Origin of the sequence: Pelagibius sp. Alg239-R121 (genome assembly GCF_947331435.1) — a bacterium.
Lineage (GTDB): Bacteria > Pseudomonadota > Alphaproteobacteria > Kiloniellales > Kiloniellaceae > Denitrobaculum.
This window is the reverse complement of sequence record NZ_CAMZOF010000014.1, coordinates 90366-115375: the sequence shown is the minus strand read 5'-3', so window position 1 is coordinate 115375 and position 25010 is coordinate 90366. Positions and strand designations below refer to the sequence as shown.

At 53.1% G+C, this 25010-nt stretch carries 8 protein-coding genes; 6 read left to right on the top strand and 2 right to left on the bottom strand.

Going from position 1 to position 25010, the window contains the following annotated elements; genetic code table 11:
- Positions 1–268: 268 nt before the first annotated feature.
- Both QMZ18_RS33800 and QMZ18_RS33795 read right to left on the bottom strand, forming a co-directional pair.
- Positions 269–9028 carry a neuraminidase-like domain-containing protein gene (locus QMZ18_RS33800; RefSeq protein ID WP_282610867.1) on the bottom strand — a complete coding sequence of 2920 codons (8760 nt, stop codon included), beginning with the start codon at positions 9026–9028 and terminating at the stop codon, positions 269–271.
- 339 nt (positions 9029–9367) lie between these two features.
- Positions 9368–10273, bottom strand: coding sequence for an encapsulin (locus tag QMZ18_RS33795; RefSeq protein ID WP_282610866.1), 906 nt, complete (start codon positions 10271–10273; stop codon positions 9368–9370).
- A 312-nt stretch (positions 10274–10585) separates the two neighbouring features.
- Here QMZ18_RS33795 and QMZ18_RS33790 point away from each other — a divergent pair, with 312 nt between their 5' ends.
- From QMZ18_RS33790 to QMZ18_RS33765, 6 genes are all read left to right on the top strand, one after another.
- Positions 10586–15916: an RHS repeat-associated core domain-containing protein gene (locus QMZ18_RS33790; RefSeq protein ID WP_282610865.1), complete on the top strand. Its 5331-nt coding sequence runs from the start codon at positions 10586–10588 to the stop codon at positions 15914–15916.
- Positions 15917–16611: 695 nt separating this feature from the next.
- Positions 16612–18258: a lipopolysaccharide assembly protein LapB gene (locus QMZ18_RS33785; protein WP_282610864.1), complete on the top strand. Its 1647-nt coding sequence runs from the start codon at positions 16612–16614 to the stop codon at positions 18256–18258.
- Between the two features lie 6 nt (positions 18259–18264).
- Complete coding sequence (locus tag QMZ18_RS33780) at positions 18265–19620, top strand: hypothetical protein (protein ID WP_282610863.1); 1356 nt, start codon at positions 18265–18267, stop codon at positions 19618–19620.
- A 66-nt stretch (positions 19621–19686) separates the two neighbouring features.
- Entirely contained in the window at positions 19687–20577 is an 891-nt protein-coding gene (locus tag QMZ18_RS33775) for a hypothetical protein (RefSeq protein WP_282610862.1), read from the top strand.
- 5 nt (positions 20578–20582) lie between these two features.
- Complete coding sequence (locus QMZ18_RS33770) at positions 20583–23093, top strand: hypothetical protein (RefSeq protein WP_282610861.1); 2511 nt, start codon at positions 20583–20585, stop codon at positions 23091–23093.
- Positions 23090–25000, top strand: a complete 1911-nt coding sequence (locus tag QMZ18_RS33765; RefSeq protein WP_282610860.1) for a hypothetical protein — start codon at positions 23090–23092, stop codon at positions 24998–25000. The genes QMZ18_RS33770 and QMZ18_RS33765 overlap by 4 nt, the downstream gene beginning before the upstream one ends.
- Positions 25001–25010 lie beyond the last annotated feature (10 nt).

Below are 25010 nucleotides of genomic sequence, written 5' to 3'. Positions count from 1 at the left end.
TTGAACGTCAAGCGCAAGAGCATTACGGGAAACCAGGAAACGGAGCTTGCGAACGTGTAAACAATGTTAATTCGGTCGGGAGCGCGGAGACCTCTCAACCGTAGTTGGTACGCGTTTCAAGCGGCTACCAGTGGGAGACGAATGACGTGATCACAATAGCTGCTGTCTGCACAATGTTCTGTTGAACGTTTAGCAATCGCCGCCTCAAAGATTGCAGCTGCCTGACGCGGCATTGGTGGCAGGTCGACCGAACGGGTTCTTGGTACGGTTATGCATTGCTGAGCGCAAACACAAGATAACAACCGGTACCTCCTAAAAGTCCCTGTACACGGATCAAATGCTTCCAAGGTGCCTCTCCGCGGATAGGAAGTTCCACGCTTAAACCGTCGACCTCTTCATCAGCAGTCGGTGCACCAAGAGAGCTGCCGTCAAGCTCGACCTCGCTGATCGTTGGTTCGTCCTCGGGTATAGAAGTGAAGACCAGTGTAGCCTCGCTCACGCTCGCCAAGCGCAGGAAGAACGGCAGATGGTCAGCTGTAATTTCAATCTCAGCCATCTCTCCGGCAACGAGACGCTGATACTCGGCGGGGAACTCTTCCTTCAGGTTGAAAGCGCGCACCATCCCGTCGCTCGCCAGCCGTTCCTGCGCCGACGCGACGATGCCGGTCGTCACGCCCTGGACGACGTCGCGGTGGAGACCATCAAACGAGGCTGTGTAGTCGAGGTGCAGCACCACATCGCCGATGGTGCGGTAGTCGAACATTCTAACGGTTGTGGGTAGGCTGAGCGACCACTCGCTCACTGCTCCTGCGCCCTCGTACGGCATGTACTTCTCGCCTCGGAAGTTGAGCTCGAACGCGCCCGCGTCGTTGCGGGCACTACTAGTAGTGATCGAGTCTACACGAGGACGCGGAGCATCCTGCAGGTCGAGGCTCGGCTCGTACCGCATCTGACTGCCATATAGCGACAACGAGGCCATCACATTGATATACGGACCGGCTACGGCTGGAATCGTCACGCGAACGGAACGGAGCCGCCGCCGGTAGTCACCCGGAGATGCAAGGTCGAAAAAGAGCTCGGGCACCTTGAATGTGCACTCGCCTTTCTGCCGCAGCTCAACCAAGGCCATGGGGTCCCACTGCCGCAAAGAGAAAAAATGATCCGTGAGTTCACGTTTGGGATGGTCTGTTTCGATGTAGCGCTGTTCAAGGTGTTGGAGATCTAACGTCATACGGTTGCCGGCAAGGAAACCCGCGCGCGGGGCCTCCCAATACTGACCGGATAGTAGCTCGCTCGTGTAGTCCTCTCGCTCGAACCGGTATGCCTGTTCGGCGTAGCGAGCCATCCGGTAGGCCATGTTGTAGGCTTCTCCGTAAGTTCGCTGGAGTTGCGACGCTAACCAGGTATAGAGTCCAAGACTGCTGAACTTGTCCTCGTGGTAATCGAGCAATTCCTCATTGTGCTCGATGTTCTTCTCGTGGAACTTGATCGCATGTTCTGCCAAATCTCGGGCGATCTCAGCCACTTCGATTTGCTTCTCGATTTGGCTTGCTTCATCCTTCGATTGATCGCGCTGGAACTGCCAGTCCTCCTTTCGTCGTTTGGTACCGCCCTCTAATCGCGCAGACGTAGCCACGATCTGCGCGAGGTCAGCCAAATAGGCCAACGCTTGAGCGACCCGCCCGGGTCCCTCCTTGAGTTCGACGCCACCGTATTTCATGGCAAATGGAGAGCCAATTTGAGGAGCCATGCCCAAGACCGCCGAAATCATATTCAGTGTTGCGGCACTGCCCAAGATTGTCGAAGACACATGTGTGCTTATCCGATCCATGTGCTCCCATTTGTTGAGGCCAGCCTCCAGTAAATCGGAATAGTGAGCTTGCCGATTTTCTATAGCAGTTTTGCGCCGCTCAGTTACATCAACGTTTGCCCGGGCGCTTTCCAGTTCCCATTCCTTGGCCTTGGTGGTTAGAGCAAGGATTTGCTGCTGCTGCGTAGTTTGCAGTCGGACGAGTTCTCCGACATCCTTACGCTCAAGCGCTGACTGCAATTCAGCTCCAAAAGACCGTACTGTTCCGTTGAACTCCTTTGCCTTCTGAAGCAGGTGAGGGAACCGATACTGAGGAACCGTTCCTTCGAATGCGCCCAGAGCATCGTCTAACGCGATCCCGGCAGCACGCGCGCGAGCAAGCAGGTTTGGATCAATCGGTGGTGCGAAAAGCGAGAGTTTGCGTTTGCGACCTGTGATATCCCGGCAGGATCGGATCTTCTGGATCCGGTCTTCGACCCGGAACCAGTAATCTTCAAGGACCTCATTCCGGGGGATACAGAATGCCGCACTTATTTGGCGGACGACGGCTCTTCCAAAACGATCTCCCAAGGTTGATGGAATGCGGTGCCCGCCGTTGATCTTCCAGCGGCCACCAAGGAACTGGTACTGCTGTCGCAGCGCAAACGATTTGACTAGCGCTTCGGTGCGAGGTTGGGCAAGTGCGGCTTTCACAAAAGGCACGGCGCCCGTCAACAGCCCGCCTACTGCAGTCGCGGTGCCAAGATTGGTAGCCTTTCCTATGCCCTGGGTCAGTGTGCCGCTTGTGTCAGGAGGGTCGCTTGACTCGACTGTCCCCGCTTTCCCAAACGCCTCTTCCGCGATGAGAAACCCCGTCTTCCCCTTTGACGCCTTAGCTGCGTTTGCGCCCTTCATTGCAGCCGTGATCCTGCCTGCACCGGGTTGTTCGGCGCCTTTACCTGCGTCCAGTTTGGCAATCGTCATCATCATAGGCAGCGACGTCGCCCCTATAGCCATCGAGGTGGAGGTAGATGCTGGCTTCGCGACGCCTGTCTTTGCCCCGATCGGGTCGGTCTCGGTCATCGACGCGATTGGCGTCTCCATCGCTACAGCAACGGCGGATTTGCCTCCAACTGTGACCGACGGCCCTGTCGAGTTAACTGCTATTGTTGCTTTACTGAGAGGAAACGCTAATAAGCCCTTCAACCCAAAGACTGGCTTGATCAACGCTGGGCCAACTGGTGCTGGGCCAACTGGTGCTGGGACCGCTGGAGTCGGCCGAGGTATCAGCTCTTCTACTTCTAGAAGTAGTTCCCCATTTTTGTTTATTGATTCTTTCAGATTGTCGTAGGTCCGAGCACTGTCGCTTAGCTCACCACAATCGCCGAGCTGGACGGGACGAGGCCCCAATACCTCGGCCGCCGTCACGTATAGCATCATCGCTTCGTTCACTGTCTCCATCTGGAAATGCCTAAATCGCACGTCGGCCCAGTCCAATAGGTTGTCTATGTAGCGCATGACCACGGCTTTCTGGTAGGCGCTCACTCGTAGTCGCGCAATTGCATGCGCATTGAATGGGTCCTCGCGATACTTCTGAATCGCAGCCGTGTCGGAGAGAACGTCACGCAGTTTGGTCTGTTCTTGTCCGCGAAACTGACGATATTTCCAATTTCGATCCGTCTCGGGGGCGTCCGTGTCGGTCGGAGGTTCCGGAGAGGTCGGATCGAACACGTAGTGATACCAGCGTTGAGCGTGCTCGAACTTGCCCTGTGCGTTGAGATGATGTGCAATCAGCAGGGGGATATGCTGGAAGATTTCTTGGTAGTAGATGCCGTATGAGGCGTCGTTCGCGATCGGATTTCGAATCGTTTGATCGTGCGTGCGTGGACCGGTAACCTCGGGGTTCTGTTCTGACAGTCCAAGCTGGTGAGCAGTCGCCAACAGCCCATCGACACCATCTGTGAACAGCTTGCGAGCGACGTCTCGAATAAGAGTCGTTCCCAGCCGGTGCAGCACGTAGTGGTCGGCCACAATGGCACTCGGTTGTAGAAGGAAAAGCTCGTCCTCGGTTTCAATGACCGTTTCGCCAGGGGTGCCGGCTACGGCCCACACGCCGGCATCGGCAGTAACATTTGCCACCTTGTTGTCTGTAGATGACCACCCTGGCTCTCCACCCCAATGCCGCTTAAAGACTTCAAGATTCCGCGCATTGAGTGCGAGTGTTGCGGCGACTGTGTAATCGAAGGGGCACGCTGACCACGTCTCCTGTGATAGTGAGTTATTGTCTCGGCGCAAAAGCGTGAAATCAGGTAATCCACCGACAAGCCTCAAACCACCAGACCAAATACCCGCCCAGCTAATTAAGTTCCTCCGGTACGCAAGGAGTTGGCTCTCGACGACGGGAGACGTCTTATGAAGTGTATCGTCGGTGCGAAGTACCAGCCGATCGAACAAATCCACGGCACCGCGGACCATCAGGCCTGCGCAGTTCACCAAGAGTCGGTGACCATAAGATGGATCAGCCGAGAGATAGGGCCGTTCCCACATGAAGTTACCAACTGTGTAGCCCTCACGTGCTTTGGTGTGGATGTCGATGCCCCAGCGAGGCACCAGGATATTCCTCTTTGCCTCATCGAGATCGATGTTTGAGTCGCGATAGATTCCAAACCAAGGAAAGAACTTAGCGAAAATGGCTTCGTAGAAGTCACCTATCTCCGACTTCTCCGCGAGCGGGTCATCAACGGAGCTGTTGGACTCCTCAAAAGTTGGAGCGGCACCCGTGAGTGAAATACTTCCGGGCGGTGTCCATTGCCCGCCCAAGAGGAGAGAACTGAACTGCAACGCGAAGCGGTGAGCGTACCCGATGAAACGCGATTTACCATCGTTGACCGCATTTTGAGAGGTTGTTGTGATTTCGTTCCAGAAAACGTGCAACTGCCCGTCGTAGACGATTGGACTGACGTGGCGGGTGGAGATGCGGGTCTCGACCTTGCGCCAAGGCCCATACTCCGGCGACACGAGTTCGTCCTCTTGGCTCCGCGCCAGGTTTCGGATCTCGCGCCAGTAGTGAGTGGGCGCTTCTCCGCCAGTGGCACCGAACAGATAGATGATATCGGTGACTTCCGCAGAATCCTCATCCTCGATGTAGTGGTGATAGGCACCCGCGTATCGCAGATTCGCTAGCTCCTCGAGACCTTTGAGGTAATTCGAGTACGCATCGACCACCGTCTGCTCGGTGATCTCTTGCTGCAACAGCTCGGATTCGAGCTCTTCGAACAGCGGCGTCTTGTCGTCTCGAATTGTGGGATCAAGATAGTTCTCCGGCCATAGAAAGATCTTTCGATTGGCTTCCCAGACACGATAATGTTGCCGCCACTCCCACTCCTCGTCGGGAATGAGAGATGGAGGAACATGAAGCCCTCCGTTCGGCTCCTTCTCTAAGTTCATCCGAATCCGGTGAACGTAAAGCTGCAGGCTGGAGTTTGCGGCAACAACCCGCGACGTGCGGAAGCAGCCATCGACTTCCCCATCGATAAGGAAGTACTTGTACATTTCGCGGGCATCAGGGAATTCCGCATCCGGACCGCGCAGTAGGTAGTCGATGAGGGCATCGCGTTTCTTCTCAAGCACGCGCTCCTGGAAGGGTTCGACTTTTTCGTAAAAGGCAGCCTCTTCCGCGTACTTTGCACGGAAGCCGGCAACTACAGCGGTCGATGCCATACCAGCCCGGACATAATCTTCATCAACGATACCCGAAAGCGCGGTGGCGTCGATGCTCAGTTTGTCTATGGTCTCGCTATATCTCTCTATCCTCAGGAGCGCGTCGATGACGTTCTCTGGGATGCGCAAGGTGCGAACCAGATCACACGCAGTGGAGGACTCAATCCCGAAGATCGCAACAGCAACTTCTATCAGTACTTCTTTTCTTTCCAGTACTCGCTTGATCTGCGCAAGAGCAGGCGCCGGATCGTCACGGAAATTCTTCTTGAGGAGGGTCTGGGTGGCAACAATCCGCCTCAACGCTTTGGGGTTTGGCTCAATCCAATTATTGACACCAAAGGCACCCTGGTTCTCGGCGAAAAAGGTGAGGGTTAATGGTACGAGCCGTGCAGCCAACCCGACGCGATGCAATCGCAAGATAGCAACTAAAGCGGGCCTCAAGGTTTCTTGCAATGCGCCCCCCTTTAGGAAGGCACTTGGTGAGGGATCATCATCACCTGCTAATGCAGCCGCTACGACGGCTCGAGCCAACTCAATATCCATTCCGAGGGCTTCAGTTAGGGCGCGAGGAAGTCGTTCGTCGGAGAGGTACCCGCGAACATGTTGCTTGATAGCCTCAACATCTACCTCCTGCTCCTCAGCAGGAGTCAAGTCGAGGTCTTTTACATCCGATGATGCGGCTACGCGCAATAGGTCACCATCTAGTTCGAATATCTTGCCAGTGTTGAAGGCAACAATCTCGCGCGACAGCTCTTCACTCACTCCCTCAATCTGTGTAAGGAAATTGCTCGTAAGCAGGACTTGGTCTTGTTCGAGCAACCATGCCTGCAGCGCCTCCCAAAGGTCTTCCACTTGTTCCTGCAACGCGTCGACCGGAGCGAGGAGCAGCGAGAGATCTTGGAGTGACAGGCGAGTGCTCCTCCACCAGTCATAGAACCGAACAACGGCGAGCACATCTCGCAGATTTTTAACGTAGTTGCCTACATCAGGCGCAAGCCGAATCAAAGTCAGTAGGTCGACGATGCTAAGCTTCAGCCAACGGGCAAGCACCGCATGGCGGAAGAGCAGCGAAAGATTATGTCCATCCAAGGGGAACGAGCCAACACTATCGCCGATTACCGCTAGTGGACGCGCGATTTTCGGCGGAACTATGGTTGGCAGGGTGGGTCGCGGAGATGTGCGGAGTCGAAGACCGAAAAAGTGCATATGCGCTGAAGTAACATTGGGTTCAGCTCCTTCTTCAAACGCGTCTGCGAGCCCTTCGATCAGGGCCGCAAGGTCGCTCTTGTCAATGCGAAGTCCGGCACGCAGTCGCATCGAGCGCTCCTGCGCTGCACTTGATGTCTCGCCTTCACTGTAACGAATCGAGGCGTTGGGGTAGCTCCCATCCTCCCGCATTAGGTCTGGCACGTTGAACAGCATATCGAACGGAGTGCGCTCTTCGTCACCTGGGTTTTTCTTGCGCTCAATTGAGAACTGCGGCAGGTCTCCTGCGAACGCGCACAGTTCATATGGGCTCGCCTTGAACCGGCCCTTCAGGAAAGCAGCACGTCCGGCATCCGCCAATGTTGCGCTATCGAGATTGCCGCCAGCAGAGTCAATGAAGCCATCTAATTCTTTAGGTAGCCACGAGAGAAATCGTTTTAATCTCAGGAAACGGTGGATGCGATCAAGGTGGCCATGCGTGATATCATGAACGCGTTCGATGTCGAATTGAACACTTTCGGCCGATTTCTTCTCGGCTGTGATTGCCATTGGCTGCGCACCGCCAACGAACCTAGATTGAAGGAGCTCTCCCAACTCTTGCCGGGGAAGTTGTGTTGCGTGCAGCAGCTTCTTTACCGATAGGATTCCGTCCGCGGGTATACTCAAGCCAAGCTTGTTGTGAACGTTAACGGCCGCGGCATCTGGGATCGTAATTAAGGAAGCGTGGACCTTGGAGATACCCAGCACAGCACGGAGCTGGTCATCTTCGGGTTCGTCTAGGAGTTCCGCGATGTCGTTACGCCGAAGCTTGAAATGGGTAAGGTAAATCTCGAGCTCTTCCATAGGCAAATGGAAAGGCTGGAGCATGGAATTTCTACCTCCTGGCAGAACGCTTCCGTAGACTGTGTCTAGAACGTCCTTGCGGTCAGGCGTCACTATGGTGCCGCGTTTCTCGGCTAAAAAGTTCTCGAAGATCTCGTTCGTGATCTGAAGCTGCGGGACTTCCGTATGCGTGTTTTTGCAGGTGAGCGGCAACACCCATAGGTCTGGCCGCCTGGTCTTGAGATGTAACTGATGGTTTTGTTTTCCCTGGAATGGAGCGTCGCCCTCTGCAACGTCATCGTCGAGCACATGTGTGTGCAGGAAGTGCATTAGGTCGACGAAGTAGGCAGTTGGACCAAGGATCGAGTTACAGTGCTTGCAGTCGCATGAGTCTTGGTCCCCGAAAAGCTCCTCTATGTTGTCAAGACCGTCAAAGGTTTCGTTCGTCTCAGTGCGCCGAACGAAATTAACGACCTTAGCCTGACGCAAGTTGCCAACCGCAGTATCTTGTAGGCCACCGCTGTGCGCGTCCAGAAGGGTGAACAGTCCGTGGGAAAGCCTCCCAAAATGCTGAATATCACGCTTGTGGGTATTCACGGCGCGAGCGAGCGAGATCCCAGTCTCTTTCGCCAGCCGGGCCGGCGAGACTGTGCCGGGTGAAGTGATGCCCTTATTGAGAAGCTTCTCGGCAATGTCTGCGTTTTGCGTCGCCCTAACAGCTCCCTTGCGAACTTGAATGTCGCGGATAAATGCCTTGCGCTCTGCTGCTCCAAGGCCCGATAGGTTAAGCTTCTGTCTATCAGACGAGTCCTTGGAGATGTCCAGTCGCAACAGGTCAAGATCGGCGTTGTTCTTCCACGCTTTGTCGATTGTCTCGGGTTTGACGGAAACCCGTTGTTTTCCTCGTCGAACCGTAGCGGCGGGAAGTGGAGCACGGGACGGTGAGAGTATCTCACTCGGGAATGCCGTGCTCACAGCAGTGCGCAAGTTCGCCGCCTGAACCGCAGCCTCTTCGCGACTGCCTACCCCCGCGCTTTCGAGAGTGTCAGTCATCTCCTCACTGTTCACGCCCGCAAGGTCTTGAGGTTTTGTAACGCCACGGTTTTCAAGAGCCGTCAAAACTTTTCCGGCGGCGCTTTCATCACCGCCGGTCATTTCAACGACTACGGAAGCGATGGCGAGCCTTCCGGCGTCAACCGCGTCAAGCGTCCCTTCATCGACGAGCTGCCGAGTAGCTTCACTATCAAGTTGAGAGATGTCTGGAGCTTTAACGGCAATTTGGGATGCGACGTCCTTCTTGAAACCTACTAGTCGTGCGGCTTTGTATGTTGTTCCAGATAAGGAAGCAGCCGGTGTGTTTCTGGAAGATAACGAAGCAACGCCCCTTACGATCGTAGCGGTAGCGGATTTGCTCTCTCTTCCAGTTGTAGGCCGGAAAGAATTGTGCTTTCCGCGTCCTCCCGTCGACGTAACTGACTCGACCTCAAACATCAGTGTTTTCGCGTCGCCTGTTTCGACGATCTTACCCCTTCGCCTACACTGAACCGTATATTCTATAATAGCTCCGGGTGCTAGGTCAGGGAAGAAAGTCTCGTAGTACCGAGGGGATTTGTTATTGTCCCTAGGTAATGGCTTCGTCGACAACGTCATCCACGTGCCGCTTTGGCGGCGATATTGGAATCTTATCGTTAGCTCTGGAGCATCTGGCGAAACACCGACACGAGCCGCAATTTTGCTTCCGTGTGGAATGGCTCCTGAGGGAGCAGGCGCATCTTCGGTACCGAACCATATGCGGAAGTCATCGCACTCTAGGGTTGGCATACGCTGCCCTCACTTTAGGACTAGCTTAACAACGCTGTCCTTCTCCTTGAGGCGAAGTGCAAATCGCTCGAACACACGGCATTCGCGTACCTCATTATCGCCAATCCGGAGAAACTCAAACTTTGGAGCTACGGCTACCGCCTGATCCATTGGCTCTCCACCGAGGGAGAGTAAGAACCCTTCCTTGGTGTTTATGACGCTGGAGCGGTGTATTGGGCCTCCACCGAGCAAGCCCTCTAGACGATCCTTGGGAAGCACAAGGGATCCGACAGACGGTGTATGCGCATAGATGAATAGTTCATGGCCGAGAATGAGAACATATGAGCCGATGTACCCTTTTCCTTCGAGCTTTACTAAGGCCTCAGCCACGCCTGCCACAAGTGCCTCTCCGTAAGAACCCTCCGTTGATGATCCACCACTTTTGCTGCTTGTCGATTTAGTCTTTGTGACTGCACTACTTGTTGCTGGCCCGATATCTACGGTGTTTGTTGAGACAGATACTCCATCGTTCTGAGAACCTCCGATTGCACTCACGACTTTTTTTGGCGGCGGTTGAGGTGCCGTCGGAGGCAATTGATCCGCGCCGGGCTGTCCAACAAAGACGACTGCATCATGTGCGCGAGCCAATCGGTTCGCTGCACGACGAATGAGCAACAACGCCGCAGAAAGATCTGAGTCTTCGACTTGAAGCTTAGTAAGGTTCACAAGCGCGGCGACTTCCACGAGCGGGATAGTTTTAACGTCGTCGACTGTGTTTGCGATGGAATCGAATTCGTCGGCAGGTACACTCCGCGATATTTCCTCAAGTCTATGCTCGGGAATAAACATGTGGCTTAGCCGAGCTCTCTCGGTTTCCTCGGCGATGAGATCTCTAACAATGGTATGCTGCTCTTCGGTCCAACTAAGCTCGTTCATAATTTGCTCCCTTAGCTAATACTTTGGGAATCTATCGCGGCGCTGGATATGCCGATTCAGATGTCGCACTTATGATGTTAGCTTTAGTAATGCGTTTTAGATACAACTCCCAAAGGAAATAGCGATATAACTTTCTTGGCATAGTACGCCATTTTTGAAGGTATGTCAGCCTTCGCAGATAGATCTGTTGCATAGTTGGGGCAAGTTGTTTTGGATTGGCCAAATCCATAGTTTAGGTGGCCATTATTTTCGTTGTGGGAAGGCCGCGATATGAGATTTCAGGATACGATCTTCCGTTCTCGGACAGGGCTCATGTTTGGTTCCGCTGTCGTTGGGTTTTTGGCGCTTCTGCTCTTTGCGATCTGGCTGATCGTGGGTGTGTCCAATACCGTGGTACGAGGCGTGACAAATGACGCGCCATCACAGAAGCCTGCGCTGGTCACCAATATTGAGAAACTGCCAGATGGGGCCAACGGCACGTCGACGCTGAACTGGAGTTGGCGATACGACAGCGAGGGGCGCCCAACAGAGATCGTTGGTCCAGGTTCGACGGCCGCGCTGATCCACTATGAGGGATCTGATAAGACGGGCGCAAAAACAACGACGACCACAGTTGAATTTCGTGACGAAAGTCGGACGTTTGTAATTGATTCCCAAGGTCGCCTGTTGAGAGGTGAGGCACCTGGTGGAGATATCGCCTTCCATTACGGGTCATCCGGATTGCCCATTGAGGTGCGTTCCAGTGGCGCGCCGACCCTTCGCTACCGATACGACGTATGGGGCAATCTTGTCGAATTGCAAATTGGAAAGGCGACGACCATTGGATATCGGTACGACTATCTAGGACGTCTCACTACGACCATAACTCCTGCGGGTGAGATCACTTATAAATATCACCGTGCGTCGAACACTATCGTTCGCCGATTGCCGAACGGGATCGAGTCCATCCGCAAGTTCGACGACGAGGGTGAACTCGTAGAACTGACCCATGTCGATTCCCGCCGCCGAATCCTTGCCCAATACGCCTATACCTATAGGCCCGATGGTTTGCTTCGAATGGTTAGCGAGTTGAGCTACGATGGAAGGAATCACGACTGCACATACGACTATGACGTGATGCAAAGGCTAACCGGCGTCGCCTGCCAGGGAGGAGATGGGCGCAGCTATCACTACAAATACGATGCCCTCGGGAATTTGGCCGAGGCGCAGTCCGGATTGGAAGAAACACTACACTTCACCAGCACACCGACTGGCGCCCTCATGGCCGACAACCGGGGCTCTGTGCACTTGGATGCTCGTGGGCATGTCCGGCAGCTCCCAACTCTGCCGAAGGCCATCGATTATAAATACAACGGCGCTGGCGAGCTAATAACCGCGCGAGGCGCTGCCGTTGGATACACCTATAATGCGCTCGGCTTATTGACTAAGCGCTTGGTCGAGGGACGGACGACGGCATTCCTACCCGATCCATTTACCGATGCCTGGAGACCGCTCTGGCGGCGTGATGCGGATAGTGCGGAGACCATCATTGTCTGGGACGGCGCGGTGCCGCTAATGGAATTGCGTGACGGGAATATTCGCTACCGACTCGAGGATCATCTCGCTAGTGTCAGAGTGGAGCTGAACGGCAGCGGCGATTTAACCAGCCAGCGCGATTACTCACCCTATGGCGCGCCGCTTTGGAATGATCTCGATTCGGATCTGGTCGCCGCTTTCGCCGGCCTGATCTGGGATCCCGTGGCGGAGGTCTATCTGGCCAAGGCCCGTGCCTACGATTCAACCACGGGGCGTTTCCTTCAGCCTGATCCGATTCTTCGGGTGCCGGGCACATCGAAGCACAGCCATTCACTATATGCTTATGCCAGCGGGGACCCAGTAAACTTCGTTGATAGGAATGGGGCCGAGGCGCAGGCATGGATGCTTGACGCCGGAAACGGAAATTTCAGTAGCGGACTCTCGCTTCCTAAAATTTATTCAAAAAATCATCCTAGATACAGCCACCACGACCGTAACAATTTTTATAACAACAAAATACCGTACGGATCACTATGGCAAAACAAAAAACCAGTCTCCAGTTTTGAATACGTCAAAAATGGTAACAACACTTATTTTGACGATAGGGGGACAAAATGGACACTCCTGCCACCGGGAAAGAGTGTTTTTCATTCAATCTCAGGGCACAAGACATACAAGTTTATAAGTATAGATGGTAGAGGGTCACATGAGGCGATTCTTGCTATACCAGATCCTAAGAAAGGAGGCAGAAATAGTCGTCTTCGAAACAAAATCAATTTCCTGGCTAAGGTTTACCCGAATGGGTATTGGGATAGAAATAGTCCGTCGCGAGGTACTTACAATAAGGCAGACGAGAGTGTGTCTACTTGGAGTCACATAGTAGATGACATGATGCCGCATTTTCTGCCAGGAGGCAGCAACTACAACTACAGAGCGCCCGATCGACCTTATGGACTGAGCGATAATACCTCCGAATTTAGAAGTTTAACCAACAAGATGATGTCCGATATTGGCAAGATGCAACAAATCCAACGTCAGTACGACACGACAGGACGTGAAGGACTGATCGCAGGGCCAGGTGGTTTTGCTTCCTCAGGGAGTAAGGCTGCGTTGGCAGCATGGAATGCGTCGAGAGTGGCAACGCCTTCTCCCGTTGGTGGCGTCAGCCTTGCCGGCGGAGCGAAGGCCTTGGTCGGTCTAGGGCACATAAAGGGCGTAGCCGTCGATAAATCGACGGGGCGTTTGATCTTGATAGGTGGCGATGGCAAAAATCGAACCTTGCCACCGTTGCACCTTGATGACGTTGTTACGGTGTTTCGTGCAATCTACGACCACGGCAAAGCCCCATCGGTGACGATTGATCCGGATAAAACGAACCCACAAGGGTCGACCATGGATGTGAAGCACGGCCCAGGAACGGACGACACCTATGTCGGCTGGGTCCTGTTCCAGTGTGACCGGATTATGAAGAGCTATCAGCTCGGCAAGGACAACGTCACCAAAGAACATATTTCTTCACGTGTTCCAGGCTACGAGAGCATTCTCAATGCGGTCTTCTTCGGCAAACGGGAACAAAAGAATAAGAACTCGAACTGGGAACGCTTTTGGATCAAGCCAACTCGTGTCGCCCGGTACGACGCTGGAGCGAGCAACCTTTCGCTGTTTGATCTGCCACTCCAGATTGAAACTCAGAAAATGCGCTGGGAAAACGGGCAATTGGTTGACGACGAGAAAGGCAAATCTTCTGACGGCGCCATCGCGTTCAAACTTTGGTTTACCGAAAAGTACTCGAAAATCGCCGATGAAGTGGTCCTGATACCACCCCCCGGCAATGGCCGGGATCAGCCTGTGGCGATTTTTCACGAATTAAAAAGAATTGCGCTGGTTAGCGCGGTTGCCGAACGGCTGCGTGACCTCGGTGAGGCGATGCCCGTATGGATGCGTGACTATCGTGTTGCAGAGTTTTCGATGGATACCACTACGCCATCTCTGACTGAACGCAGGTACCAGTCAGACGGAAGGGGCAGCGAAATTTATGGTGGAGTGAACCTTGCGCCGGACGCCGCCGACGTTCACGCTTACGCTGAGGCTAACCTTGCTGAATCCCATTCCCTACTGCAGGAAGATGCCTCATTCTTCAAAGAATCCAGAATCAAGGCAGAAATGGCGATACGAGAGATTCCACGGCTTGCGCGTACGGCGTCGTCGCCCATCAGTATCAACCGCGCTGTAGTCACATCGGATGGTGCAATACCTTCGATGGTCACATTGCCGGGCGCGACAACCCGTTCACTCGCACCAAATCGCCAATCGGTGACAGACATGACCGTTCCGATCGGATTGGGGCGCAGTATCAGGCTGACGCGGTTCTACAACTCGTTTTTTGACCCCGAAGGCTCGTTAGGAAAGGGCTGGACATTCGACCTTCCGCGACTACTGAAGGTACCAGTACCTCTAAAGTCGGACAGTAGTATAGAGAAGGAAATGAGATCTAAGGAGAAAACTTACAGACCCCAATTCCATCTTGTCAGCCCCTTGGGGACGATCAATGTTCGGTTCAATCGCGCAGCCCGGGTGGAACCTTTTGGTGAGTTGACTGTCGCCCCGAACCATCCAGAAATTTCGGGAGTCGGCGTTGCGCAGAGCGATGTTCTCAAGGCGAAGACTATACAATTATTGTTCAGGGATGGAACCGTTTGGCATTTCGGCAACGATACCTATTTGATGTTAGTGGAATCTGATGGTTCAGCGCTTCATTACGTGCGGGACAAAGCGGGACATCTCACCCAAATTGTCGGTTTTCAGGGAAAAGACGTCGTCGCCAAAATTTCACTCCAATACGACCAGTTCGACCGCATCATCGGGGGCGTAGCGGAGCAAATCGGGATTCTCAGCAAGCAGGCGCCAGCTCCAACTGAAGCGGTCGAATTCAAATATGACGTCGCCGGTCGCCTAAGTACGGTTTCTCGGCCGAGCTCGAGCAATGGTACGAGTGGGCAGGTTGAATGGACCTACGCCTACGAAGCGAACCGACTTTCCCGAATTGGCGGTGACAACAAACAAGAACTCTCTTTTGGATATGACGATCAGGCCCGGTTGCGCTGGCAGCAGAGCCGAACCCATAAAATTGAATATACCATCTCCGAGACACAGCATGGCTCGGAACTGAGTGTGATGTCGGACCAGCCTGGAGACATGCCTGTGAAATGGGCCTTTGACCAGCGCATGCGCCCCTCCGAGGCGCAACTCAGCAACGGGGGAATGGTCCGATGGCGTTACGGCAAGGGCAGGGAAGTGCGCGAAACCCATTCGCACGATGGAGTGGCCGTTTTCACACGATTGATTAGCTCGGACGGCCAAACTGAGACTACCAATGCTCTTGGTGGTCCGCTCTACCAGATCACCAACGACACTAAGGGGCGCACCACTAAGGTTTCGGTTGATGACGTCCCGGCCGCACAGCTTTCATGGCAGCCTGATGGACGCATCGCGTCTGTTCAACTTGGCAAAACAGTGTTGCGACCGCGCCGCGATCGCGATGGTCGACCCACCGGGATTCTAATCAGTGCGCCCCATAAAAACGGTAAATCTAGTCAGTGGCTTGAGGAAAAATGGGATTTTATGGGCCGCCTTGTCGAAGTAACCGATTCGTCGGGGTTCATTTATGCTACGCGATATGACGACCGGGGCCGCATATCGGAGTTTGGGCGACTAACCCGCAGTGGCGAGCTGCAGGGGACTCAAATCGTCCGGAATAACCACGGGAAGGTGACGCAGATCAAGTCGCTCTTGTCCTTAGAGAAACTGGCATATTCGAACGCCGGTGATTTGATAACGATCGAAACCGAACGGGCGGGCACGACGTCCGTCACGACTTTGGGCCCGGAGGGTCGCCTCAAAAAGTACGTGGCGTTCGACGGAGGTATTACGTCATGGGTTTATCGTTCCGAGGAAGAAATTAGGCGGTTGCAAACCATCGTACTGCCGAGTGGATTGCGGATCGACTACCGATCACTGGATAACCAGGGCACCGGAACTGAAGAAGTCCGGCTCGGCCCTTCTCAGGTAAAAATCCGTTCGGACAACTATGGACGGATCGCTTCGATGGCGTGGGGAGCGGCGGAGTAACGATCACACGATGGTTGGATGTCATGGCGGGAACTGGCTACCACTGTCAAGTAAGCGCTTGATTCGACTCAAAAGGCTAGACCTCCCCGTGTGGAGGGGCATGCGTACTAAACTAGGCAACGAACTTGATTCGACGCAGGATTTGCGCAATTGCCAGAACTTTTGAACCTCCTGGTACGACATGAGTAACTTAGAGCGCGGGTGATGATACAGCTTTTGTCGAGAGGTTCGCATTACTAGCCTTTTAGAACACTTGTCAGGTATCGAAGGTACGCACGGACAGGGTGTGGCGCGAAGTTTTTCTCCATTAAAATTGATACATTGACACCAAAGATTCGACAGTCGTCATGAGTACAACTAACATTGGTTGTAGTAACCGCATTAACATATGAGACGACACCAAGCCGACCCGAAAGAGAGTGCATATGATTTTGCCGTTCGGGATACGAGGAAATATGTCATCAAATTCTCGCTGGTCTGTTCATGCAGAACTTCGACCTTGGGATTTCTTGGCTAATTCGCGCCAGCAATCAAGATTGCAACTCAATCTTGTGAACTTCCGGACAGGTGAGCCTCCACATCCAGCATATGGAGGCACTGCTCGGCCTCAGTGGCCATGGCGGGCACTCGGCAGGTTGACCTCCTTCGTTATGGCATGTGTGCTTTTGAGCGGATGCGAGACGGCAGACAAATTCGTGACCATCGCCGAAGAGTTTGATTGGCGAAAGGTAGTCGGTCTGGAAGAGACGAATGATCGCCCCCAAGAGCACGATGATGGGGGTACAACCGTCACGAATGGCTTGCCCGAACCTCATAGTCCGACAGCGCACGAAAAGCGAGTTGGAGAAGAGACGATTTCGCAGGAACCCTCTCAAACAGCTGCACGCCCGCCTTCCACCGCTACAGACCAGAATCAAGATCGTGGGACTGCGCCGCACACCACTATTTTAGTTCAAGAATTAGACAACCTCGAGAAACAGGATATAGCAAAACCAAGTCCTTCCTCGGACCGGATCGGGAGTTTAGCCGCGCTTCCTCCACCGAGCCCCAAACTGCCAGAGCCGACCAATGTAAAACTCGAACCTATCGTTGTCGCGATATCGCTGACCCTGGAAAACTTAAGCGCGGCCGAGCCGCTCTTCGACAACACTGCGTACACAGTCTTTGCCGATCTCAAAAACGCCAGTAGCGCGACGATCGAAGGTCTCGATGTGGCGCTACAAATTAGTGGTTACGATGGTGCTACGCAGCCATTGATTTCAAAATCGATCCAGAACCTCGACAGTGGCATGAACAGACGCGTGCCCATTACCTTCCATGCTCCGGACATCGACGAGGAAGCATCCCTCACTCTTGAGGTCGGTGTTGCTGTGAAAAATCAAGGCGTCGTGGTTCGCGATCATAAGACGGTGAAGTTGATCGATCCGGAGTTCAAAGAGTTTCGTGACGTTCGCAAAGCAACCGAAACGGTCAATGGCGCCAAGGGCCCTGCGCTTGAATATCTAAGACGTTGGCCATCGGGCCGGTATGCCAAACCAGTACGGGATCTTGTTGAGCCCAGCCTTTTACGTGAAGCTGGAACCTCCTGCGTCAGTGAACCGTTTCGTGTATATAAAGCCGCCTTTCCAGAGGGTACTGGGCGACAACGCGCGCAGATGGAGAAGATCGAGCAAAGTTTCAACGCCTACCGTGAAGCAACGCGCACCGACACCTACGAGGGATACGGAGACTATGTTCGAAACTGGCCGTCGAGCGCCTGTATGGAAAATGCCCGCGAGAGGATCACACTTAACTACTGGCAGCAGCTTCCAGAGACCCCGGCAGTGTTGACACAAATTGGCAATATCTATGCTGGAAACGGCAATTGGCCAAAGGCGAAGGCCCATTTCAAGAAAGCCGCGGAAGCCGGCGAGCCCGAGGCTCAAATTGGACTCGGGAAGCTCCTCATCCGCGATGGCGAGGAAGAAGAAGCAATTGAACTATTTTCGAAAATGACAGATGAAAATAGTGATCGTTATGAACCGTACTTATTTCTTGCAAGAACAAATCGTAAGAGGGGTAGGAAAAAAAGGGCTCTAGAATATCTTTCTAAAGCTATTGAGAAAAATTCTTCTTGCGCAGAGTGCTATTTTGAGCGTGGGAAACTTCAATCCCCAATTCGAATTCAGTCATACTTAAGTGATTTGTGTAAAGCCTATGAAATTCTGGGGATGGAAAAGCGGGTAGATGTCGAAGGACGCCTATCAATTGCAGAGATGATTTCCGATAACGGGGGGAACAAAGATGCAAAAAGCGAGGACGATATCGACGCACACGCTGTCGCCATCTGCCGCGATAGATGATAAGGCATGAAAAAAGCGACTACAGGCCGACTGCCTAGGAGTGCGGCAAAGCAATCTATTGGCGCCGTAAAATACCATTTTGTGAACCCGAAATCCGCCGGTAAAAAGCTGATTCTAATTATTCTGTTGCTGATCGCTATTACTGGGTTAGCAATCTCCGTAACATTTTTAGTCATCAACATTAGTGAAATTCCGAATCAGATCGAGTCGAACCAAAGTATATTCGAGACGTCGGACAGGCCGCTATCCAGTGAACCTGAGCGTGCCAGCATAGACGAGCGCGTTAGATTTTTTAGCCGTTTTATCGCTATTTTACGAGGGGCCTCGATTGACCTTTCAGCAGTTACTCCATTCTTGTTTTGCTGGTTCTTTTTCGACCTAGCACGTAACACGACGCAGGCGGCAAGGGGGAGAATAACGGAGGAACGGCTCTACGACGAAGCCGACGTCCTGCCTTTGCATTTTCGCTACGAGCGCCAGTGGATTGAGTTCGGACTGCTGGGTACGTTGTGGGGATTTATGCTCATCGGTTGGGGGATGAAAGACGTCGTCGGGAACGTTGGTGCCGTTGATACGCTCGACATTCTGCTGAAAGCCTTCGGAACCGCCCTTCTCAGTACATTTACTGGGACGGTGTTGGCTTACGTGTTTGGGCCCTTGGTGATCCGGGTCTGGCGATGGATCTATGATCTCTCAGATCCAACCGCCGGTTCTACCGAGTCTTCTCTCGCCCGCCTTGAGGAAAGATTGAAATCGACCAGTGTTGAATTGGCTGGAACCGAAAACAGCATAGTTGAATTAAAGACGGCGGTGGATCGGCTTTCTGCCGCCGTCGAGAAGCAATCGCCGGAAAAAATTATTAAATTGTGGAATTCGATTTCTACAGGACTCACAAACGTAAACGACTCGGTTAAGTCTCTCCCCGACAGTTTCGATAAAAACCATACCGCCGGCGTTCTAAAATCCGATCTTGCTGAAATTAAGAAAGCCATCAAAGGAGTAGAGACGGGACTCGCAAACCAACCGGAGGCAACTAAGAATGCTGTCGACGGACTTGGCGCCGCCTTCGCCGAGGTTCTGACACGAGTGGCGAACATGCTTTCTGAGAAGATAACTCAGACCGAGGGCGAGATGGAAAAGAAGTCAAATTCCCATAGAGACAAAGTTGACCGAAGGTTTGACGAACTGTTGAGCGCAGTGAGGAAGCAGGAACATCGCACCCACGTGACTATAGAAATTAAGGACTTGGACTCAATCACCGACCTGCATCAAAAGCTCGTCGCTGAAATAAAGGCGATTACCGATAGCTACAGCAATAAGCCGAAGAAAAGAGGATGGTGGCCCCGGCCATTTGGTGAATGAGGTGGAGAGATGAATACAAGGAGTGCGCGCTCGTTGGTCTACGGAAAAAGCTCCCAGGACGAAGACATGATATGGAACCTGTTTACGCAACTTTTGTTCCCTTTGATCATGATTCTAAGTTTGGTGGCGGTTTTGGAGATTTCTAAGAACAAATTGGTTGGTCAATATATCGAGGCGGAAAATAAAGATTTGAAAGACCAGATTGAAGGTATTGGCGAAACAAAACCTGAGCAGGCAAGAATATTGGAGTGGCGTAATATATACGAATTGCAGAGACTGAGGATGCTCGAGGCTTGGAACGCAGTTAAGATTGAAGAGCGTGCGAGAATCGGATTTGCCATTTTTTCTTCGGGATTTCGCGTAAGACTAAATAATACAGTGATCGACGATCTCGAATTTCAGGTATTTTCCTCCCAAATCAAGAGTTTGTTTGATGGCAAAGCGGCGTCGAGACAGTCATATCTTGATGGCCTTTATGCCAGGGTGTTGGAGAAAGCAAATCTGGTTGAAGCGCGTGCAGGATTTCAAAAAGAGCCGGTTCAGAAGTGGGCCGACGAATTGACGGTTATCGAGGACGTACAATTCGGCGAGCTATCCTCGGATCAGAAAGCGCAACTCGCGCTGGCCAAGGCCAAAATCGTAGTTCCCACCAATAGAGCCCTAATTCACAACGCAATTTTGGAGGGCGTCGATACATTTGAACAGGATGCCAAACGCATACAGAGCGAGGTCCTCACGCGCATTCTTGACCTTCTCCTTGCACGCCCGGCAGAGTTGGACGCCAAGTCCAAACAGCTCGTCAACAAGATACTAGATCAAACAACGACTCCCGAGGATCGCAGGGCAAAGGTCAACGAGTTCTACAAACGACAGATCGACCAAATCCGCGAACGACTCCAACAAGCCGGGTATGCCTTCCTTGATGTGACGTGGTACCAGCTTCAGTCGGTCGAATAAGGCAGATGGGTCCCTTGCCAAAGAGTGGTCTTTTTTTAATAGCGCTGGTAATCGCGTTAATCGGTTCGACCACGGCGAGCGACCCGGCACACGCGCAGCAAGATGCCAAGCACAAGAGTCGTCTGCTATCTGCCAAGATGTTCGCGCGAGAGGCTGCTCAGGATGCGGGCGGGCGCTACAAAGCCGAACAGGAGGCGAAGACCCTTCGCGGCGAGATCAAACAACAGATCCTCTCCAACATCGAAAATCATTCGACTGCGGAGGAAAGCGAGAAGCTGACACTCGAGTTCCTCGATCAAAGGCTAGAACAAGAATTCGACGAAGCGCTTGCACGCGCATACCGAAGCGTCGAAATCGCGGAAAGCGAGTTGAGCGAGGAAGCCTTTCGTCGTTCAATGCGCGAAGCTTTCACAGTACAATTTGAGCAAAGCAAAAAGGCATTTTCGGATACTGCCGGAGCCCTCTTCGTGAGGGCGAGAGACGAGGCGGTCGAAGCTCAAATGAACCGCATTTCGCTTAATCACTATCCCTCGATCGAGCAGGTCGAGGAGATGGAGAAGGCTGGTTGGCCGGCTCTGGACGAGAAAAACTTCGTCAAACGAACACTTGTTCGGAAAATGCAGCGCGCGGAGCCCGCGTTATTGGCAGAAGTGTCCGATGCCGTCGAACGACGTATTAAGCAGATCATTGCCCATGTCAAGGAGCAGATCGCGATCCAGAAAACGGCGATCGATTCTGAGCTGGCGCCCGAACTTTGGACCAGAGGTCAGATTTCCTCGAGTTGGACCGGTTCGGTCCAACGTGCGATCGACAAGCAGAGCGAAAGCAAGGAGGATTGGCACTATATTTACCCGTTATTCTCCATTGTGCGGATTATGATCGAGGAGGGTGCGGCCAATCTAGAAAAACAGCGTTTCGATGAGTTCATTGAAAAGCATGTGCTGCCCCTAACTGACCCAGGGGAGATCGAGCGCTTGATCCGCACTGATCTCATAGCGCATGCCGAAGTGGAGACCAGCCGCAGCCTGATTGTCGAGAAGCTATTTCCCCGACTTCAAAGTCTCCTCGTCGAGGCTTACGTGCTTGGTGTACCGGATCAGGAACAAGCGGAGGTGCGACAACGAGTCAAGCAAAGCTACTTGCAAGAACTAGGTGACGTCCTTCCGGCGCGTGTCAATGCCCTGATCGCGACCCCATTTGAGGCTGCTCGTGAAACTATTGCAGCAGGCCAGTATAGGGATAATTTTAGATCGATAGCGGATAGGACCTGGTTTTTCAAGCCCCCCGATGAACGCTTCATCGTGTCAATGAAACTGGGCGATGGAACACGTATCGTCGATCCTGTGCGCATCCGCGATTGTTTGTTTATTGTTTGTCAGGATCTCGGAAATTTGAACCTTCTGAATTCAATCTCTTCGGTAGATTTCAAAACCGATGTGCTTCTGGCGGAAACCAAAGAGTACGTAAGCCGCGGTGTGGAGGATCGTATCAATGAAGCGTTACGCGCTTGGGACGGCCAATACGAAATCTACCTTGGCCACACGGCGGCAATCAAAGGCGTGCGTAGTCGCGACAAAAACAGACTTTCTACGATCAAAGAGCTGATCGTGGGTGCGCCAGTCGGATTCGATGCGAAGCCTCCCACAGCTGGAAGCGGCAGCAAAAAAGAGTGGGTGACGTACTTCGCATCTCTTATTGAACAAATCTGGTCAGCTTATCGCGTCGACACGATTTGGCCCCAGCAACCACCAGCCTCTCTGGATAATCGGTACGCCTTACTTTTTCAAGAAATCCGAAAACAGGTAGAAGAGAAACTTAACACTGACGTCGAAACCGCGTTAAGTCAGATCAAAAATGAAAAGGAGGCTGCACGTCTAGCGGAGGAGGCGCGAGCACGAGAAACTGCGCGTCTAGCGGAGGAGGCACGAGCACGAGAGACTGCGCGTCTAGCGGAGGAGGCGCGAGCACGAGAAACCGTACGCTCAGAATCTGTTACCTCACAAACCAGCGAACCCGTAGGTGGGCTCCAAGGCAATTCAAGAGATGTTCCAATTGGCGGTAGCGAAACAGGGGCGGGATTGGGATTTTGGGGCAGCTTGTGGGCATATCTTGCCGCTTTTCCATTATGGGTGTTAGCGCTTCTGCTACTGGCGCTACTCCTTTTTGTGGTCCTTGTGGCAACTCTTATTCGCACTGTCTCCAAGGCGAGGAGGGGCGGGAAATCGTTGTTTGGTACCTCTAAAAACCGCACGCTATCAAGTGCTTTTTTGACTGGCATGAAGCCGCAGATCCTTATGGCGATTCTCTTTGTGCTGCTGACGGTTAGCGTGATTATTAACATAACTATAATTATTCAATTAAACGCCGGCGCTGTTTCAGAAGGCGATTATCTTTCATCTGAGAAAATTGACGATACAGGTAATTTTCTTTATTCGGCAGGTGATGTTAATATTATCGTCGAACCCCCCGATCGCGAAGGTGACTCACCAAGAGTCCGGATCCAGAGGTTGCGATGAAGCGTATTGCTGTCGCAAGCCTTCTCCTGATCTTGGGCATTATTGAATGTAGAGCGGAGAGTTTCGATCTCATTGTTGTTTCCCTTGCACGTGTTCAAAAGGAAGCGGCGGCAAACACGACAGAACCGAAGCTACCGATCGACCATTTGAACGCGATTGTAGTCGGCGTGGGCGGTGATCTGTTGTTGATCGGAAGAAAGACGACAAGCGCCCCCCTGGAGTTGGAAGACGTCGTCCTGGCGTTGCGAGCGCTCATTGGATCGTCCCAACCACCTGGTGTCCGAATGTCACCGGATGTAAGGACACGATCAACATCGTACAAGCTGCTGTATTCGGGCGGCATTCGGCACACTTCGGTCGGCGCCGCCATGACAGTTGGGCTGCAAGCGCTCAATCGAATTGCCGCAGGTCAAACTAAGGTCCCGCCCGGTTTCTGGATCCATCCTGGGTCTGACGAAGGGCGAACGGGGCTGATTCCACATCGTGTGCGGTGCGATGCGATAACTGGGTCGAAAATAGCCGTGATTGACGAGCCGGGCGTTTCGATTGCAGTTTCAACAAAATCCAAAGACCGAAATAATTTGGATATCGTCGAGTGGAACCGGCAGTTGCTCGAGGAGTATGCAGCTCTCACACGAACGCACTCTGCGTTTCAACGGATACGAAACTTCCTTGCACTATACGAAGCCCTTGATGCACTACGAAAGAATATTAGGGCATCGAACTGGGCCTATTTGCTCAATGCCTATCGGGTCACAGACGTTCAAACCCGCCGATCTCTGGAATGGCGAGCGGACAATGCTGTTTTTACCACAGTTGGTGTTGGTGCAGTTAGGCAACGAGGTTGTCGCGCCGACGCGGCGTTGGCGTCGGTTCGACGCACCTTGCTCTCCCGTATCGAAAAGGATTCAGAGTCCGCGGTTCGTTTGTCCGCTCTGGAATTCACGACCCTGTCGCCACAACGCGACCAGCGCTTAGCTCGCACCGAGAGCCATCTCCGCGCACTGGGCTTAACGAATCAAGCTGTCTTCCTGTCCATACGCCTATCAGTGAATCCGCCTATGATGTCAATCATCCCAGGCTCGCGCTCGTCCACGAGACGAACCAACGATGCTCGGTTATTAAAGGATCTCATTCTTCGTGCAACTGACGAAAATCACGTCGGCGACGATTGGGAGGCATTCCATCGCGACCACATCGCCCCATTCGTCTCAGCTGAACGGCAAAGTCGTCCCTTAATCGGCCTGATCTCCGATAACGTGGACGCGGATTGGTTGGCTATCGCTCAAGAGGCCGGTTTCGGCTCCTCTGGCATGTTGTTCCCGATCACAGCCAACAACAACGATCCATTGGACAGCATACTCCGCCTAACGACCAGGATGATGGCGGTCCCCACATTGGCGCGCAGTCGGGTTCATGCTGTCCTCGTACGGACCGAAGACAGCGTGAACGATTGGGCTAAAATACTGAAGCGCACACTTGGGCCGGACCGTGTATTGATCAATCCGAACAAGGGCGAATTTCTCGAGTTTTTAGGAAAGCCGGAAATTGACGTGCTGTTGCTCGACGGGCGTTTTCGCCAAGGTGGATTCGTCGTTCGAGATGGGAACGTTGGATACGAGTCTATCCTCGCTTTGCGCCGTCTAGATCACATAAGGTTCCTGGCGATCAATGCCTTGGACTCCGGGCAATCCCGGATTTGGGATCGTGACATCATTCATGCCCTGCAAGCCAATGGTGTCGGAATCATCAGCGTCTCACGCGGCACAGGTGCGACCGGCCTAGATAGGTTGCGTGCGCTCGTAGAAATGTTGCATGATCCTAAAATGGCCCAATTGCGAGCGTTCGTGCTACCGGATGTTATTGCGCCCGCCGGGGGAACGACCTATTGGGGTCAGTTCCCATAAAAACTCGGTG

Coding starts and splice junctions, on each gene's coding strand:
- QMZ18_RS33780 (WP_282610863.1), top strand. CDS start 18,265: ATGAAAAAAGCGACTACAGGCCGACTGCCTAGGAGTGCGGCAAAGCAA.
- QMZ18_RS33770 (WP_282610861.1), top strand. CDS start 20,583: ATGGGTCCCTTGCCAAAGAGTGGTCTTTTTTTAATAGCGCTGGTAATC.
- QMZ18_RS33795 (WP_282610866.1), bottom strand. CDS start 10,273: ATGAACGAGCTTAGTTGGACCGAAGAGCAGCATACCATTGTTAGAGAT.
- QMZ18_RS33800 (WP_282610867.1), bottom strand. CDS start 9,028: ATGTTTGAGGTCGAGTCAGTTACGTCGACGGGAGGACGCGGAAAGCAC.
- QMZ18_RS33775 (WP_282610862.1), top strand. CDS start 19,687: ATGATATGGAACCTGTTTACGCAACTTTTGTTCCCTTTGATCATGATT.
- QMZ18_RS33790 (WP_282610865.1), top strand. CDS start 10,586: ATGTTTGGTTCCGCTGTCGTTGGGTTTTTGGCGCTTCTGCTCTTTGCG.
- QMZ18_RS33765 (WP_282610860.1), top strand. CDS start 23,090: ATGAAGCGTATTGCTGTCGCAAGCCTTCTCCTGATCTTGGGCATTATT.